14 protein-coding genes are annotated in these 15,960 nt (G+C 73.8%); 6 read left to right on the forward strand and 8 right to left on the reverse strand.

The features are described 5' to 3' along the window. Position 1 precedes the first annotated feature (1 nt). The 6 genes from BLU82_RS23190 to BLU82_RS34380 all read left to right on the forward strand — a co-directional run bounded on the left by BLU82_RS23190 (position 2) and on the right by BLU82_RS34380 (position 5,799). Positions 2-292 carry a 4a-hydroxytetrahydrobiopterin dehydratase gene (locus tag BLU82_RS23190; protein WP_092626181.1) on the forward strand — a complete coding sequence of 97 codons (291 nt, stop codon included), beginning with the start codon at positions 2-4 and terminating at the stop codon, positions 290-292. 9 nt (positions 293-301) lie between these two features. Further along, positions 302-1,303, forward strand: coding sequence for an acetamidase/formamidase family protein (locus tag BLU82_RS23195; RefSeq protein WP_092623392.1), 1,002 nt, complete (start codon positions 302-304; stop codon positions 1,301-1,303). 13 nt (positions 1,304-1,316) lie between these two features. After that, complete coding sequence (locus BLU82_RS23200; RefSeq protein ID WP_092623393.1) at positions 1,317-2,075, forward strand: SDR family NAD(P)-dependent oxidoreductase; 759 nt, start codon at positions 1,317-1,319, stop codon at positions 2,073-2,075. 97 nt (positions 2,076-2,172) lie between these two features. Continuing rightward, on the forward strand, positions 2,173-3,048 hold the full coding sequence (locus BLU82_RS23205; protein WP_092623394.1) for a carbon-nitrogen hydrolase family protein: 876 nt from the start codon (positions 2,173-2,175) through the stop codon (positions 3,046-3,048). A gap of 16 nt (positions 3,049-3,064) precedes the next feature. Further along, on the forward strand, positions 3,065-3,994 hold the full coding sequence (locus BLU82_RS23210) for a polysaccharide deacetylase (RefSeq protein ID WP_092623395.1): 930 nt from the start codon (positions 3,065-3,067) through the stop codon (positions 3,992-3,994). Positions 3,995-4,023: 29 nt separating this feature from the next. Further along, entirely contained in the window at positions 4,024-5,799 is a 1,776-nt protein-coding gene (locus tag BLU82_RS34380) for an ABC transporter substrate-binding protein (protein ID WP_157741208.1), read from the forward strand. On the opposite strand, the gene BLU82_RS23220 is transcribed toward BLU82_RS34380, so the two are convergent. From BLU82_RS23220 to BLU82_RS23255, 8 genes are all read right to left on the reverse strand, one after another. Continuing rightward, the gene (locus BLU82_RS23220; protein ID WP_092623396.1) at positions 5,771-6,361 is read right to left on the reverse strand and encodes a bifunctional 2-polyprenyl-6-hydroxyphenol methylase/3-demethylubiquinol 3-O-methyltransferase UbiG; all 591 of its coding nucleotides are present in this window, start codon (positions 6,359-6,361) and stop codon (positions 5,771-5,773) included. The two genes, BLU82_RS34380 and BLU82_RS23220, sit on opposite strands and share 29 nt — an antisense overlap. Positions 6,362-6,373: 12 nt before the next feature. Next, positions 6,374-8,008, reverse strand: a complete 1,635-nt coding sequence (locus BLU82_RS23225) for an exo-alpha-sialidase (RefSeq protein WP_092623397.1) — start codon at positions 8,006-8,008, stop codon at positions 6,374-6,376. A 107-nt stretch (positions 8,009-8,115) separates the two neighbouring features. Next, complete coding sequence (locus tag BLU82_RS23230; RefSeq protein WP_092623398.1) at positions 8,116-9,033, reverse strand: dihydrodipicolinate synthase family protein; 918 nt, start codon at positions 9,031-9,033, stop codon at positions 8,116-8,118. Continuing rightward, positions 9,033-10,646: an FAD-dependent oxidoreductase gene (locus BLU82_RS23235; protein ID WP_092623399.1), complete on the reverse strand. Its 1,614-nt coding sequence runs from the start codon at positions 10,644-10,646 to the stop codon at positions 9,033-9,035. The genes BLU82_RS23230 and BLU82_RS23235 overlap by 1 nt, the downstream gene beginning before the upstream one ends. Then, positions 10,643-12,604, reverse strand: a complete 1,962-nt coding sequence (locus BLU82_RS23240; protein ID WP_092623400.1) for a trehalase family glycosidase — start codon at positions 12,602-12,604, stop codon at positions 10,643-10,645. The genes BLU82_RS23235 and BLU82_RS23240 overlap by 4 nt, the downstream gene beginning before the upstream one ends. Then, positions 12,601-13,389, reverse strand: a complete 789-nt coding sequence (locus tag BLU82_RS23245; RefSeq protein WP_231947566.1) for an ABC transporter ATP-binding protein — start codon at positions 13,387-13,389, stop codon at positions 12,601-12,603. Before BLU82_RS23245 ends, BLU82_RS23240 begins: the two co-directional genes overlap by 4 nt. Next, the gene (locus tag BLU82_RS23250; RefSeq protein WP_092623402.1) at positions 13,386-14,366 is read right to left on the reverse strand and encodes an ABC transporter ATP-binding protein; all 981 of its coding nucleotides are present in this window, start codon (positions 14,364-14,366) and stop codon (positions 13,386-13,388) included. The genes BLU82_RS23245 and BLU82_RS23250 overlap by 4 nt, the downstream gene beginning before the upstream one ends. Before the next feature lie 35 nt (positions 14,367-14,401). After that, positions 14,402-15,946, reverse strand: coding sequence for an ABC transporter substrate-binding protein (locus BLU82_RS23255; RefSeq protein WP_092623403.1), 1,545 nt, complete (start codon positions 15,944-15,946; stop codon positions 14,402-14,404). Positions 15,947-15,960: the final 14 nt, after the last annotated feature.

The following is a 15,960-nucleotide window of genomic DNA, read 5'->3' on the forward strand; positions in this document are numbered from 1 at the left end:
CATGCTCGGCGACGACGAGTTCCGGGCAGCCCTCGACGGGCTGCCCGGGTGGTCCGGCGACCGGTCCGGCATCAGCCGCACCGTCGAGGCGCCCGACTTCCTCACCGGTATCCGTGTCGTCGACGACGTCGCGGCGGCGGCCGAGGCGGCCGATCACCACCCCGACATCGACATCCGCTGGCGGAAGGTGACGTTCACGCTCGTCACCCACTCCGAGGGCGGCGTGACGCGGAAGGACACCGACCTCGCCGGTGTCATCAGCGACATCGCGGAGCGGCACGGGGCACGGTAGCGTCCCGGCATGGACGTCATCGAGTACACGCCCACGCGCGAGCAGTACGCCTACACGTTCGGTGGCGTCGCGCCGGTCATGCGGGTCACGCCGGGCACCGCGCTGCGGCTGTGGTCCGACGACGCGTTCGGCGGCGTCCTGCGCTCGCCCGACGACCTCTCCAGCGCCAAGGTCGACCTCCGGTTCGTCAACCCGCAGACCGGGCCGTTCTACGTCGAGGGCGCCGAGCCGGGCGACACCCTGGTGCTGCACCTGGCCGCGCTCGAGCCGGCCCGCGACTGGGGCGCGTCCGCGGCCATCCCGTTCTTCGGCGGCATGACCAGCACCGACCGCGTCGTCACGCTGCAAGAGGCGCTGCCCGACACCACGTGGATCTACGAGCTCGACCGCGACCGCGACACCGTGGCGTTCGCGGCCCGGCACAGCGACCACCGCATCGAGCTGCCGGTCGCGCCCATGCTCGGCACCGTCGGGGTGGCGCCGGCCGGCGGCGAGGTGCGCTCGTCGCTGGTGCCCGACCGCTTCGGCGGCAACATGGACACCCCGCAGATGCGGGCCGGCACCACGGTCTTCCTCGGCGTGAACGTCGAGGGCGCGCTGTTCTCCGTCGGCGACGGCCACTACCGCCAGGGCGAGGGCGAGGCCTGCGGCACCGCCGTCGAGGGCGCCATGACGACCACGCTCATCGTCGACCTCGTCAAGGGCGGTGCGCCGGGCTGGCCGCGGCTCGAGGACGACGCGCACTGGATGACAGTCGGGTCGAGCCGCCCGCTGGAAGACTCCTGGCGCATCGGCAACGCCGAGCTGGTGCACTGGGTCGCCGAGCTCTACGGCCTGCACACCATGGACGCCTACCAGCTGTGCTCGCAGCTGGCCGAGGCGCCCATCGCGAACGTCGTCGACGCCAACTACAGCGTCGTGGTCAAGGCGGCGAAGGCGCTGCTGCCGGCCGCCGACGCGTTCGGCGGCATCCACGCCGACCTGCGGGCCCGCGCCGCCACCCTCCACTGACGAAAGGCCAGCCATGGATCTGCAACTCGACGGCGCTCGCGTCCTCGTCACCGGCGGCACCCGCGGCATCGGCCGGGCCATCGTCGAAGCGTTCCTCGACGAAGGCGCCACGGTCGGCTTCTGTGCCCGCGACGCCGACGCCGTCGGCGCCACGCAGGAGGCGCTGGCCGGCCGCGGCGCCGTCACCGGCAGCGTGGTCGACGTCGGCGACGGCGAGGCGCTCGCCGCCTGGGTCGACGAGTCGGCCACGGCGTTCGGCGGCCTCGACACCGTGGTGGCGAACGTCAGCGCGCTGGCGATCCCGGACACCGAGGAGAACTGGCAGCTCAGCCTCAACGTCGACGTCATGCACACGGTCCGGCTGGTCCGGGCGGCGCTCCCGCACCTCGAGCGCTCGTCGATGCCGTCGATCATCGCCATCTCCAGCGTGTCCGGCCGCGAGTCCGACTTCGCCTCGGGGCCGTACGGCACGGCCAAGACCGCCATCCTCGGCTACATCAGCGGGCTGGCCCTGCAGCTGGCCGAGAAGGGCATCCGCGCCAACACGGTGTCGCCGGGCAACACCTACTTCGACGGCGGCGTCTGGGCGATGATCGAGACCGGCAACCCCGACCTCTACCAGACGGCGGTGGGCCTCAACCCGACCGGCCACATGGGCACGCCGCAGGAGATCGCCGCGCCGGTGGTCTTCCTCGCCAGCCCCGTGGCCGGCCGCATCAGCGGCGCCAACCTCGTGGTCGACGGCGCTCTCACCCGCGGCATCCAGGTGTAACCGCGTCGATCGCTGACGCGGTCGTCGGTCATCTGACCGACGCGGCGGCGACGGCGAGCGCGCACGCTGGCCTCCACTCGTCCACGAGGGAGGTCACATGGCCAGGAACGTCTCCATCGCCGCGGTCAACTTCGCCGTCCAGCCGGTCGACGGCTTCGGCGGGTTCGCCGCCCACGCCGAACGGCTCCTCGCCGGCTGCCGGGGCGCCGACCTGGTGGTCTACCCGGAGCTGTTCACCGTCGAGCTGTTCACGACGCTGCCGGGGTGGCAGGACCTGCCGATCGCCGAGCTGACCCGCATCGACCGCTACACCGACGACTACCTGGAGCTGTTCACGCGGCTGGCGCGCCGGAGCGGCCAGCACATCGTCGCCGGGTCGCACCTGATGGCCGACGGCGACCGCTTCCTCAACGTCGCCCACCTGTTCACGCCCGACGGCGACATCGTCAAGCACGCCAAGACGCACATCTTCCCGGCCGAGGCCGACTGGCACACGTCCGAGGGCGACGTCATGGAGGCCTTCGACCTGCCGTTCGCCCGGGTCGGCTTCAACGTCTGCTACGAGGCCGAGATCCCGGAGTGCGCGGCGACCCTGGCCGAGCAGGGCGCCGAGATCATCCTCAGCCCGTCGTACACGTTCACCGAGCACGGCTTCTGGCGGGTGCGCCACTGCGCCCAGGCGCGCGCCGTCGAGAACCAGGTGTATGTCGTGCACTGCAGCACCGGCGGGGCGCCGGGCGCGCCGCTGCCGCTGGGCTGGGCGCAGAGCTCGATCCTCAGCCCCTGCGACGCGATCTTCTCGCCGAAGGGGATCGTCGCCGAGGCGACCGCGAACACCGAGGCGGTGGTCCGCGGCATCGTCGATCTCGACCTGCTGGCGATCAACCGCGAGACCGGCGCCGCACCCACCTACCGCGACCGCCGCCGCCGGGCCGACCTCTACAAGTCCTGGCCGTCGCACGTCGCACTCTGACCAGAAGGAGACATCGATGGGACACCTCCAGCTGCCCGAGGGCAAGAAGATCGCCGTCAACCTCGGCACCGACTTCGACGCCCAGTGCCTGTGGCTCGGCGCGTTCAACCGCACCAGCCCGTCGTTCATGTCGCGCGGCGAGTTCGGCGCCGAGGTCGGCGTGCCACGGCTGCTCGAGCTGTACGAGCGCTACGGCGTGAAGTCGACCTGGTTCACGCCGGGCCACTCCGTCGACACCTTCCCGCAGTGGTGCAAGAAGATCCTCGACGGCGGCCACGAGTTCGGCCACCACGGCTACTACCACGAGATCCCGCCGGCCATCAGCCGCGACACCGAGCGCCGGCTGGTCGACCTCGCGTTCGAGTCGTTCAAGCGGGTCCTCGGCGTCCGCCCGACGGGGTACCGCTCGCCCTACTGGGACTACAGCGAGAACACGCTGGACATCATCGAGGAGTCCGGCTTCACCTACGACAGCAGCCTGATGGCCCGCGACCTGGTGCCGTACCACCCGCAGCGCTGGCAGGTGAACTGGGAACAGGGCAACGTCGCCGGTAAGGCCAGCCACGTGCTGGAGATCCCGGTGAACTGGTACCTCGACGACTTCCCGCCGCTGGCCTACACCGGGACGTCGACGGGCATGCAGGACACCGAGTCGATCTTCCGGCGCTGGCGCGACATCTTCGACTACGCCTACGAGCGGGTCGAGAACCCGGTCTACGCCACCTGCGTACACCCGCAGATCGTCGGGCAGGCGCACCACATGCTCTGGTACGAGCGGCTCATCGAGCACATCTCGTCGAAGGACGGGGTCTGGTTCGCCACGCTCGACGAGATCGCCGCCGTCTGGGTCGACGACGAGGACGACCACGCGCGCATGGCGCTGCCCGACGTGCGCGGTACCCAGCCGCCGCCGGCCGACTCCAGCTGGGCCGCCGGGGCGGCCTGAACCGCGCCGGCCCGGCCTATCATCCGACCATGGCACGCGTCTTCGGCGCACCCGCCGACGCGACCCGCTGGGCCTGCGTCGACGATCGCGACGTGCTCAGCAGCGCGCCGCGCGGCTGGCCGGACGCCGACCCCGCGCTGCTGACGTACGTGCACGCCGCGGCGGCGGCCGGCGAGCCGGCGGCGTTCCTGTGGAGCGGCGGGCCGGGCCGGGTGGTGGCGGTCGGCGTCACCCCGGTCTGGTCCGCCGGCCCGCGCTCGGTCGCCGAGGTGACCGCCGAGGCCGTGCCCGCGCCGTACGGCCTCACCTGGCGGGAGCTGCAGGTGCTGACACTGGTCGCGGGCGGCCTGACGAACACCGAGATCGCGGCGCGGCTGCGCACGGCCCGCCGGACGGTGGCCACGCACGTCGAGCGGCTGCTCACCAAGCTCGAGGTGCCGACCCGCACGGCCGCGGCGTCGACGGCGGTCGACGCCCGGCTGCTGGTGCTGCCCATCCCCGGCGGCGCCGGCGGCCTGGCGGCCATCGGCGTGCAGCGGCTCGAGGCGGCGGTGTCACGGCGGACGACGGCGGCGGCACCGGCGCCGGCCCGGCCGGGGCCGAGACCGGTGCGCAAGCACCCGATCGTCATCGGCGGCGTGTACCCCGCCGAGGGCCGGCTGTCCGCCGACGGCCAGGGCCGGCGGCGGGCGGCGGAGCTGGCCGTCGGCGAGGTGAACGCCCACGGCGGCGTCGACGGGCACGAACTGGTGCACGTCGCCGTCGAGGCCGACCTCGCCGACCTCACGTCGCTCGCCGGGGGCATCGACGACCTCGTCGGACGCGGCGTCGACGCCGTGACGCTGGGCTACACGCTGGCCCGGCACGACTTCGCCGGTGTGTTCGCCTCGGCCGCGGACCACGGCTGCCCGGTCCTGCACTCGGCGACGTCGCAGAGCGCGCAGTCGCTGGTGCTCGAGGAGCCGGTGCGCTTCGGCAACGTCTTCCAGGTGTGCGCCCCCGAGAGCCGCTACGGCGTCGGGTTCGTGCGGGCGTTGCGTGGCTTCGAGGGGTCCGGGTCATGGCGGCCGCACCGCCGCGAGCTGCTCGTCGTCGACTCCACCGACCCGCACCTGACCACGTTCACCGCGCAGGCGCACGAGGCCGCCGAGCGGGCCGGCTGGCGGGTCGAGGTCGAGCGGGTCGACTTCCTGCGGCCCGGCTGGCGGCGGGTCCTCGACGTCATCGGCCAGCGCGACCCGGCCGCCGTCATGGTCGCCACGTGGGTCGAGCCGAGCCTGCTCGACTTCCTGCGCCGGTTCAGGGCCACCGGGTCCCGGGCGCTGGTCTACGCCATCTACGCGCCGTCGGTGCCGGGATTCCTCGGGCGGGCCGGCGCGCTGGCCGAGGGGTTGTCCTGGGCGACGGTCATCGGCACCTACCAGGACGGCCTGGCCGGGCGGTTCGCGCACGAGTTCGCCGGCGCGCACCACAGCGACCCGGGCCGCTCCGGCGCCGGCATCCACTACGACATGGTCCATCTGCTGACGCAGGCCTGGCGGCAGGTCGCCAACCCGCACGACACCGCCGCCGTCAACCAGCAGCTGCGCACCCTGGTGTACCGCGGGGTCAGCGGCGCCTACTGGTTCGGCAGCCCCGGCCAGTCGGCGCTGACCTACCCCGACGACACCGCCGACCCGTCCATCGCGCAGGCGCACCTGGTGCACCAGGTGCAGGACGGCCGGCACGTCATCGTGGCGCCGTCGCCGTACGCACAGGGCACGTTCCGCCCGCCGCTCAGTCCGTCCGGTGCCGCAGCACGCTGACGGCGAAGTCGGCGTCGTCGTGCCACGCGCGCAGGTCCCAGGTGGCGAAGCGGTGCTCCAGCCGCAGCCCGGCGTCGTCGACGTAGCGGTCGAAGTCAGCCAGGGCGAGGTGCCGGTTGGTGTGGAAGCCGGCCACCACGAAGCCGTCCGGCACGACGTGCGCGCCGACCCGCCGCAGCACCTCGGTCTCCGTCCCCGGCGCGACGAACACCATGACGTTGCCGGCCAGGACGGCGCCGTCGAAGGTCTCGCCGAGGTCGAGCTCGGAGAGGTCGCCGACGAGGTAGCGCGGACCCGGATAGTCGGTCCGCGCCGCCTCGATCAGCGCGGGGTCGACGTCGACGCCGACGACGGTGTGGCCGCGTTCGTGCAGGGCGGCGGAGATGCGCCCGGTGCCGCTGCCGGCGTCGAGGACCCGCGCGCCGCGCGGCAGCATGGCGTCGACCAGCCGCGCCTCACCGGCGAGGTCGGCGCCGTCGGCCGCGAGCTTGCGGAACCGCTCGATGTACCACTGCGAGTGGCCCTCTTTGGTCTCGGACAACCAGCGCGTCGGCTTCGCCACCCCACCATCACATCACGCGAGCACCAGCCCGATGAGGTCGGGACTGAACCGGACGCCGCTGGAGTCGACCTGCTTGTCGACGACGGTGAAGCGGACGGTGTGCCGGCCGCGGCCGAGCGCGACCCGGCCGACCCGCTCGGTCCGGAACGACCGCACCGACACCGTCGACGTGTCGATCGGGCCGCCCAGCCGCGTACCGTCGACGTCGATGACGACGACGCCGGCGTTGGACTGGTGCCGGAACCGCGCGTACAGGTCGTACTGGCCGCCGCGGGTGATCTCGAGCGTCGCCTCGAGGTACTGGCCGTAGTCGGTGGCGCGCACCTCCAGGACGTTGCCGCCGCTGGCCGCCTGGTCGGCCGTCCGGACCACCGTGAGGCCGGGCGACGTCGTCGCGGGCAGGTCCTCGACCTCGAACGAGAGCCGCGTCGCCGGGCCGCGCCGGCCGGTGTCGGCGCCACCGGTCAGCCAGGCGAGGTCGAACGTCGCGAACACGATGTCGCGCGAGAAGCTGGTCGTCACACCGGGGACGTGTTCGCGCCCGTACAGCACGCCGATGCGCCCGTCCGGCAGCGCGACGGTGTCGGAGTACGACGCCGGGCCCTCGGTCAGGACCCGGCTGTACGGCCAGCTCATTCCCTCGTCGTAGGAGATCGAGACGGTCATGTTCCGCCGGGTCGGCGAGTCGGTGCGCGAGAACACGATGCGGCTGTCCTCCCGCTCCCCCAGCCCGGTGAGCCGGACGATGCCGGTGTCGATCGCGTTGACCGGCCGGGCCGCCGCGTCCAGCACCGGCGGCGACCACGTGGCGCCGCGGTCGGTGCTGACGGAGACGATGCGCGGATGCGTGCCGCCGGACGCGTACCGGCCGAGCACCACCACGGCGCCGTCCGGCCGCTCGATCAGCCGCGCCTCGTTCAGCGGGTAGGCGCCGTCCAGCGGGACGCCGCCGCCGGCCTGCCAGCTGGCGCCGCCGTCGTCGCTGTGGATGACGGTGACGCCGTAGCGCCGCTCGGCGACCGGGAACGCGATGGCGCGGCGGTGCCAGACCTGCAGCATCAGCCGGCCGTCGGCGAGCTGCAGACCATGACCGGGGCCGGGCATGTGCAGCGTCTGGCCGTTGGGGTCGCCGTCGAACAGCTGCGTGAGCTCCTCCGGCGACGACCACGTCTCGCCGTCGTCGTCGCTGGTCACGACGTAGAGGCGCGAGCTGTCCGGTGAGCCGCCGGTGTTGCCCGCGTCGCGGAAGCACTCGGCGTGGAACAGGAAGATGCGCCCGGACTCACGGTCGACCAGCGGCGTCGGGTTGATGAAGGACTGGACGCCGTCGGAGCGGCGCACGTAGCGCAGCGGCTCCCAGGTGCGCCCGCCGTCGCGGCTGCGGCGGACGGCGAGGTGGTGCGGGTCGGCGTCGTGCGGGGTGATGCGGGCCTCGGCGAAGGCCAGCACGGAGCCCGCCACCGTCGTCGTCAGGCCGAAGACGTGGAAGACGGACAGGCCGTCATCGCCGGCTTGGAACACCAGCGACTCCTGGAAGTCGCCCTCGGCGGAGCCGGTGGCGGCGAACGACGGCGCGGCCGAGGCCAGCACTCCGGCGGCGGCGGTGCCGAGGACGAGGGTGCGACGGCTGATCGAGGTGCGTTCCATGGCGGGCTCCTTGTTCGGTCGAGTCGCCCCGGCCCGCTTTGCAATGAGCACCACTACGCATCGGCCGCGCAGTGATACGTCGTGGTGCTCATTGCAAAGCGGCGGGATCAGCGGGGGGCGATGAGGTGGGCGTCGAGCGGGCGGAGCAGGTCCAGCAGGGCGGCCCGTTCGTCCGGGGTGACCGGCACGAACGGCGCGGCGACGTGCGGCGGGCAGAGCCCGCGGGACTCGAGGACGGCCTTGACGGCGGGGACGCCGCGCCGGACCGTGTGCAGCGCGACCACGCGGTCGGCGGTCTCCTGGGCGGCGTCGGCCGCGGCCGTCCGCCCGGACCGGAAGGCGTCGTACAGCTCGACGCACAGCACCGGCGCGAGGTTGGCGATGCCCGGCACGATGCCGTCGGCGCCCGCCTCGAGTCCGGCGACCAGCTGCGTCTCCGAGCCCTGGCTGACCCCGACGTCGGGGCGGCGGCGGGCCGCGGCAACCACGCGGCCGAGCAGCGCGAGGTCGCCGGAGCTGTCCTTGATGCCCACGACGTGCGGCATCGCCAGCACCTCGTCCAGCACGGCGGGCGTCATCGGCACGCTGTAGCTCGGCACGTTGTACGCGACCACCGGCACGCCCAGCCCGGCGAACGCGGCGAAGTGCGCGACCACCTCGTCGTCGCGGTGCCGGTAGTAGATCGGCGGGCTGACGACGAGGGCGTCCGGCTCGGCCAGGCGGACGGCGGCGGCCCGCTCCAGCGCCTCGGCGGTGCCGGCGGCCGTGACGTTGGCCAGCACCGGGCCGTCGCCGGTCAGCTCCCGCCAGCGGGCCGCGACCCCGGCCGCGAACTCCGTCAGCGCCGACGTGGGCAGCAGCGGCCCCTCGCCGTTGCTGCCGAACAGCATGAGGCTGCGCGCACCGGCCTGCGCCAGCGCGTCGAGCAGGCCGTACGCGGCGGCGGCGGACGGCTCGCCCGGCGCGCTCATGGGCGTCACCAGCGGCACCATCACCCCGCTGAGCAGGGCGCGACCATCAGTCATCAATACCCCTTGATCTCGGGCCAGGCCAGCTCGACGCCGTCGGCGGCCAGCTCGTCCTGGAACGCGCCCAGCAGCTCGCCGGACTCGTGCACCTGCCCCGGCTCCAGCCCGCCGGCCAGGCAGTGCGCGGCCAGCGCACCGGCCACCTCGCCGACGTTCCACTCCACCGGGTGCAGCCGGTAGCAGCCGTTGGTGATGTGCGTCGTGCCGATGTTCTTGCCGGCCGGCAGCAGGTTGCGCACCCGCTGCGGCAGCAGCGCGCCGAGCGGGATCTGGAACGGGCTGCTGGCGACGTCGATGTAGGTGTCGCCGCCGGTCGACGGGTGCAGGTCGATGCGGTACATGCCGACGCCGACGGAGTCCGGGTACGCGACGGCCCCGGCGTCGCCGCGGACCGCCAGCGACAGGTCCTGCTCGACGACGCGCCGCCGCGGCAGGATGCGCCGCGACTCACGGATGTACGGCGCCTTCGCCAGCCCGTCGGTGGTGCCCATGACGTCGCCGCGCAGCCGCAGCCCGGGCCAGCCGGTGCCGCCGTCGGGCCGCGGCGCCTCGGTCTGCAGCCAGTACAGCATCGACATCGACAGTTCGCGGGCGCCGGCGAGGTGCTTGTCGCGCTCCTCGTCGCTGACCCCGATCAGCGGGCCGGGCAGGTAGTCGATCATCGGCCAGTTGACGACGGTGACGTCGCTGTCGGCGAAGCCGGGCCGGAACACCGACCGCGCGACGATGCGCCGGAACGCCCACAGCTCGCGGTCGCCGGGGTCCTTGGACTGGTCGGCCACGACCGGGCCGGTGTCGCCGTTGGGCAGGAACGCCCGCTCGAACGGCGTGAGCGTCCGCGGGTCCGGCGCACGCAGGCTGATCAGCGGGTTCGGCCACTTCGGCGGCTGGTACTCGCGCCAGGCGGCGTACCCGGCCGGCCGGTCGACGGTGTGGTCCTCGCCGGCGCGGTGGTCGACCGCGAACACCCACGAGAACGCCTGCATGTTGTCCGGCTGCGCCTCGTCCGGCGCGCTGGGCTCGCCGGTGTCGTGCCGCGACTCGAACCCGGTGACGTGCTCGGTGCCGGTGAGCGGCAGCAGGTCGCCCAGTTCGGTCGCGTCCAGGACGTAGGGGGCGCGCACCTCCAGCCGGTCGCCGTCCGGGCCCTCGACCACGACGGCGGTGACGCGGTCGCCGTCGACGCTCGCGGCCACCGGGCGGTGCCGGTACAGGACGCGCAGCCGGCCGGCCGCGATCCACGGCGCCACCATCGCCTCCAGCACGGCGGCGCCCACTCGCGGCTCGTGGCAGAGGCGGCTCACCCGGCCCTGGCCGGGGTTGAGGTCGTGTGCCTCACGGGCCCAGTCGGCCAGCGGGTACCAGGTGCGGTAGTAGGCCCGGATGTTCTCGCGCAGCTCGCGGTAGCTGCGGGTGCTGCCGAACCGCTCGATCCAGGTGTGCTCGTCCGGCGGGACGCCCTGGCTGGTCAGCTGGCCGCCGATCCAGTCGGTCTCCTCGGTGAGCAGGACGGACCTGCCTCGCCGCAGTGCCGCGAGGGCCGCGGCGACGCCGCCGAGCCCACCGCCCACCACGAGGATGTCGGTCGTCGTTGCCGTCTCACTGCTCACGCGGGTGTTCCCTCTCTGACGAACTGGACGTGCCGGGTGCCGCCGTCGACGGTGACGACTTCCGGCCCGCCGTGAATGCGGACGTCACCGCTGCCCGTGAGGACAGCGCTGACCTCGGTGGAGGTGCGCCGGTACGCGGTGACGACGACGCCCGGCGCGGCGTCGATCAGGACGACGCCGTCGAGCGTGACGACCAGCCGGTCGGCCGCCGTCACCGTCAGGCGTCCGTCGCCGAGCGGCAGGTTCGCCAGCTCGGCCGGCACGCCGGGGTGGGCGAAGCGCCAGCCGTCGGGCCGTGCCTCGGCCAGCTCGCCGAACGCCAGGTGGGCCAGCAGCCCGCCCCATGCCATCAGCCCGTCCGAGCGCTGCTGGAACCCGGTGAGGTCCTCGCCGTCGAAGGCCGGGTAGTTCTCCCGGACCGCGCTGTGCGTCTCCCACTCGGCGAGGAACAGCTCCAGCAGCGCGCCGCTGACCGCGCGGCTGTGGTCGCGCAGGTCGTAGCGGCGCAGCCCTTGGACGGCGAGGTAGGCCATCGGCGCCCAGATGCGGCCGCGCCAGTAGGTGGCGGCGAAGCCGGAGTCGTTGCGGGCGACGCTGGGCAGCGGCCGGTCGCCGCCGAGGACGTCCGGCGCGAGCAGCGCGTCGGCGATGCTCGCCGCCGTGGCCGCGTCCGGAAAGCCGCCGAGCAGCGGGTAGAGCAACGTCGGCGAGACGTGCGGGTCGTGGCTGCCGTCGGCGCGCAGGTTGCGGTACTGGCGGGCGGTGTCGTCCCAGAACAGCTTCGCGGCGGTGGCGCGCGCGTCCTCGGCCTCGGCCGTGAGCCGGGCGGCGGTCGCGTCGTCGCCGAGGATCCGCGCCATGGCCGCGAGTGCCTCGGCGTCGGCGACGTGCAGCGCGTTGAGGCCGGCGTCGGCGAGGTCCATGGTGTGCGTCGCGGGGTCGTACGCGGCCTCGTCGTACATGGGCGAGTCGTCCAGGCCGGACTCGCGCTTGGTGCGGTCGAGGGTGGCCGACTCCGGGTCGCCGTCGACCGGGTCGGAGCCCCACGCCAGCAGCCCGTGCGGACCCCGGCGGTGCGCCGGCCACCAGTCGTGCCAGGCCAGCAGACCCTCGTAGGTCGCTTCGAGGAGGCGCCGGTCGCGGGTCTCGTCGGACAGCCCGCCGGCGAGGTACGCCGACAGCACGGTCAGCGCGCCGACCGGCGGCTGCGACCGGTCCCAGGTGGTGCCGCGCTCGTCGCTGACGCGGTTCGGGATCATCCCGGCGGCGTCGGCGAACGGCAGGATCTGGGCCATGATGCCGCGCGCGTAGTCGCGGTCGACGACGCTCGCCACCAGCCCGGTGAAGAAGGTGTCCCAGGCGTGCAGCGCCCAGCTGCCGTAGAAGCCCTGCCGCTCGACGCTGACGAAGTCGCGTGAGGTCGGGGTGATGACGCGGTCGAGGTCCGGCGCGTGGATGGTGTTCCAGGTGACGGCGCGGGTCAGCGCGTCGGCGGCGTCGCGGTACCAGCCGCCCGACGTGGGCCGCGCGGCGTCGGCGGCGGCGCGGCGTTGCTCGAGCACGGCGCCCGTGTCGTGCACCGTGGCCGCGGAGTCCGTCGGGGCGACGAGGACGTCGTCGCCGTCGCGGTCCAGCCGCCAGCCGGTCGCGTCCGGCCACTCGACGACGACGGTCCCCGCGGACTCGGCCCGCACGTACAGCTCGTCGCCCGGCCCGCCGGCCATCGTCAGCCGCAGCTCGACGCCGCCGGACTCGACCGTGACCTCGGCGAACGAGCCGTCGACGGTGTGGTGACCGAGCCGGACCAGCCCGTTGCGCCAGGTGAAGCCGTCCAGCACGGGCGCCCCGGCGGCGTCGCGCAGGCCGAACCGGACCCACAGCCCGGACGGCAGGTGCGTCATGCCGGTGTGGGTGCGGACGTCCCAGGTGTTCCAGCCGCGCGGTTCGGGGACGGTCATGCCGTCACCGCCGGTCCGGCGTCGTCGAGGTCGAGGGCGGCGTCCAGCAGCGCGCGGGTGTACTCGTGCTTCGGCGCCGCCAGCACCTCGGTGGCCGGGCCCTCCTCGACGATCTCGCCGCGGCGCATGACGGCGACGCGGTCGGCGATCTGGTGCACGACCCCGAGGTCGTGCGAGATGAACAGCATGGCCAGGTGGTGCGTGCGGCGCAGGTCCACCAGCAGCCGCAGGATCTGCGCCTGCACGCTGACGTCCAGCGCCGACACCGCCTCGTCGCAGACCAGCAGCCGGGGCTTGACGGCCAGCGCGCGGGCGATGCTGACCCGCTGGCACTGCCCGCCGGACAGGTCGCCGGGCCGCCGCGACGCGACGTCGGCGTCCAGGCCGACGTCGGCGAGCAGCGCGTGCAGGGCGGCGGTGCGGTCGCCGTCCGGCGCCGCCGACGGGTGCGTGCGCCAGGCCTCGCCGATGATCGCGGCGATGCTCATGCGCGGGTTCAGCGACGACCGCGGGTCCTGGAACACCATCTGCACGGCGCGCTGCAGCTCGGCCGGGCGGCGCCCGACCCGCTCCAGCGGCCGGCCCTCGAACGTGACGGTGCCCGCGTCGGGCCGCTGCAGCCCGGCGACGCAGCGCGCGACGGTGGTCTTGCCCGACCCCGACTCGCCGACCAGCCCGACGGTCTCCTCGGCGGCGACGTCCAGGCTGACGCCGTCGACGGCCACGAACGGGTCGCGCCGGCGGCCGAACGTCACCCGCAGGTCGCGGATCTCCAGCAGCGTCACGCGGCGAGCACCTCCTCGGCGAAGTGACAGGCGGCGGCCCGGCCGGGCGCGACCTCACGGACCGCCGGGACCTCGGTGCGGCAGCGATCGCGGGCGATCGGGCAGCGCGGGTGGAACGGGCAGCCGGCCGGCCGGTTCGCCGGGGTGGCCGGCGCGCCGGGCAGCGGGTCGGCCAGCGCGGTCTTCGTCCGGACCGCCGGCACGCTGCGGACCAGCGCCTTCGTGTACGGATGGGCCGGACGGCGCAGCACGACGGGCGCCGGGCCGCGTTCGGCGACCCGCCCGGCGTACATGACGACGACCTCCGAGGCGACGTTCGCGACCACGCGCAGGTCGTGGCTGACCAGCAGCACCGACAGCCCCTCGTCCTGCTGGATCGTCTGGAGCAGGGTCAGGATGCGGGCCTGGACGGTGACGTCGAGCGCCGTCGTCGGCTCGTCGGCCAGCAGCAGCGACGGGCTGCCGGCCAGGGCCAGCGCGATCATCGCCCGTTGCCGAAGGCCACCGGAGAACTCGTGCGGGTAGCGGTTCGCCCGCTCGGCCGGGTCCGGCACACCGGCGCGGTCCAGCAGCTCGACCACCCGCCGGCGCACCTCGGCCCGTCCGATGCCGTCGCGGCGCAGGATCTCGCCGACCTGGCGGCCGATCCGCTGCGTCGGATTCAGCGCGGCCAGCGGGTCCTGGAAGATCATCGAGATCTCGTGGCCACGGGCCTTCCGGCGGCGGGCGCCGTCGGCGTGCAGCAGGTCCTCGCCCCGCCACAGCAGCCGGCCGCCGGTGCGGGCGCCGTCCGGCAGCAGCCCGATGATCGCGTTGGCGGTCATCGTCTTGCCGCTGCCGGACTCCCCGATCAGGCCGACCGTGGTGCCGGCCGGCACGTCGAACGACACGCCGTCGACCACCCGCACGTCGCCCCGCGTCCCCGGCAGGTCGACGGTCAGCCCGTCGACGCGCAGCAACGCCTCGTGCCGGGCCACCGGGGCGCCTCCGGATCGCGCCGTCCGCACCTCGCTCACGAGCCCGAGACCGTCACCGTCGAGAAGTCGGGCAGGCCGCTCGGGTCGGGGGTGAAGCCCTCGAGGTCGCTGTTCCAGGCGTAGGCCAGGCTGACCGCCATCGGGTACATGCCCACGGCGTCGCGCCAGATGATCTCACTGGCCTGGCCGTACAGGTCGGTCCGCTCGGCCTCGTCGCTGGTGGCGCTGGCGGCGGCGAGCAGCGCGTCCAGCTCCGGGTTGCAGTAGCCGTTGCGACCGGCCGCGCAGGTGTAGAGGCGGCCGAGGTTGCTGGCCGCGTCGTACGTCGGGGTGGCCAACTGCTGGAAGTTGACGTCCCAGTTCAGCGCCAGCAGGTCCTCGGTGAAGACTGCCTGCTCCTTCTCCAGCGGCTCGACGGTCACGCCGATCTCGGCGAGGTCGGACACGACGGCCTGGACGAACGGGCGGAACTCGGCGTTGGCGAACTGCAGCCGCAGCGTCTGCGAGAAGTCGAACCCGGCCGCCGTCAGCGCCGCCTGGGCCGCCTCGGGGTCGTGGCCGACCGGCTCCTGCGGCGCGTAGCCGAGCACCAGCGGCGACACCGGCGCGTCGGCCAGCGCCCCGGTCTCCGGGTACAGCGTGGAGATGATCGTCTCGAAGTCGACCGCCTGCCAGAGCGCCCGCCGCACTTCCGGCGTCGTCAGCGCCGGGATCGAGGAGTTGAACCACATCGTGTACACGGCGGTGCTCTGCACCGTCTCGACCGTGAGGGTGTCCTCGCCCTGCAGCGCGCCGAGCTGGTCGTCCGGGATGCCCCAGACGACGTCGACCTCGCCGGTGCGCAGCGCGGTGAGGCGCGCCGACAGCTCCGGGATGTTGCGGACGGTGACGGTGTCGACCTGCGGCACGTCGCCCCAGTAGTTCTCGTTCGGCACCAGCTCGAGCGAGTCGCCCGGGGTGAACGCGCCGACGGTGAACGGGCCGGAGCCGACCGGCGCGTTGAAGAACGCGGTGTCGTCGGGCGCCACGCCGGCCGGGATGACGTAGAAGATGAGCAGCTTGCCCGGGACGGCGGCGTCGGGCGCCGGCGACGTGATGGTCACCTCGGTGTCCGATGCGGCGGTCATCGTGTACTCGGGGAAGTTGCCGGCGTTGGGGCCGTCCAGCGCGATCATCCGGTCGAACGACGCCACGACGTCCTCGGCCGTCACCGGCTCGCCGTCGCTGAACGTGGCGTCGTCGCGCAGGGTGAACGTCCACTGCGTGACGTCCTCGTTCGCGGTCCACTCCGCGGCGAGGTCGCCGACCAGCGAGCCGTCGGCGGACGGGCGGACCAGCCGGCTGAAGACCGCCTGGCCGGCGAACTGGGTGCCGGTCGAGGCGCCCTGGGCGCCGTGCGGGTCGAGGCTCTCGATCGGGTACGTGCCGGCCGCGACGACGTCGCCGCCGGTCGCCTCGCCGGAGTTGCCCGCGTCGGAGGTGTCGTCACCGCCGCCGGACGTCGTCGAACAGGCCGCGAGCAGCAGCGCTGCGGCCGCGGCGACGGTCGTCGCGAGACGGCGGCCCCTGGATCGGGTCATGGGATGGCTCCTTC

The sequence above is a fragment of the Jiangella sp. DSM 45060 genome (assembly GCF_900105175.1).
In the GTDB taxonomy this organism is placed as follows: domain Bacteria; phylum Actinomycetota; class Actinomycetes; order Jiangellales; family Jiangellaceae; genus Jiangella.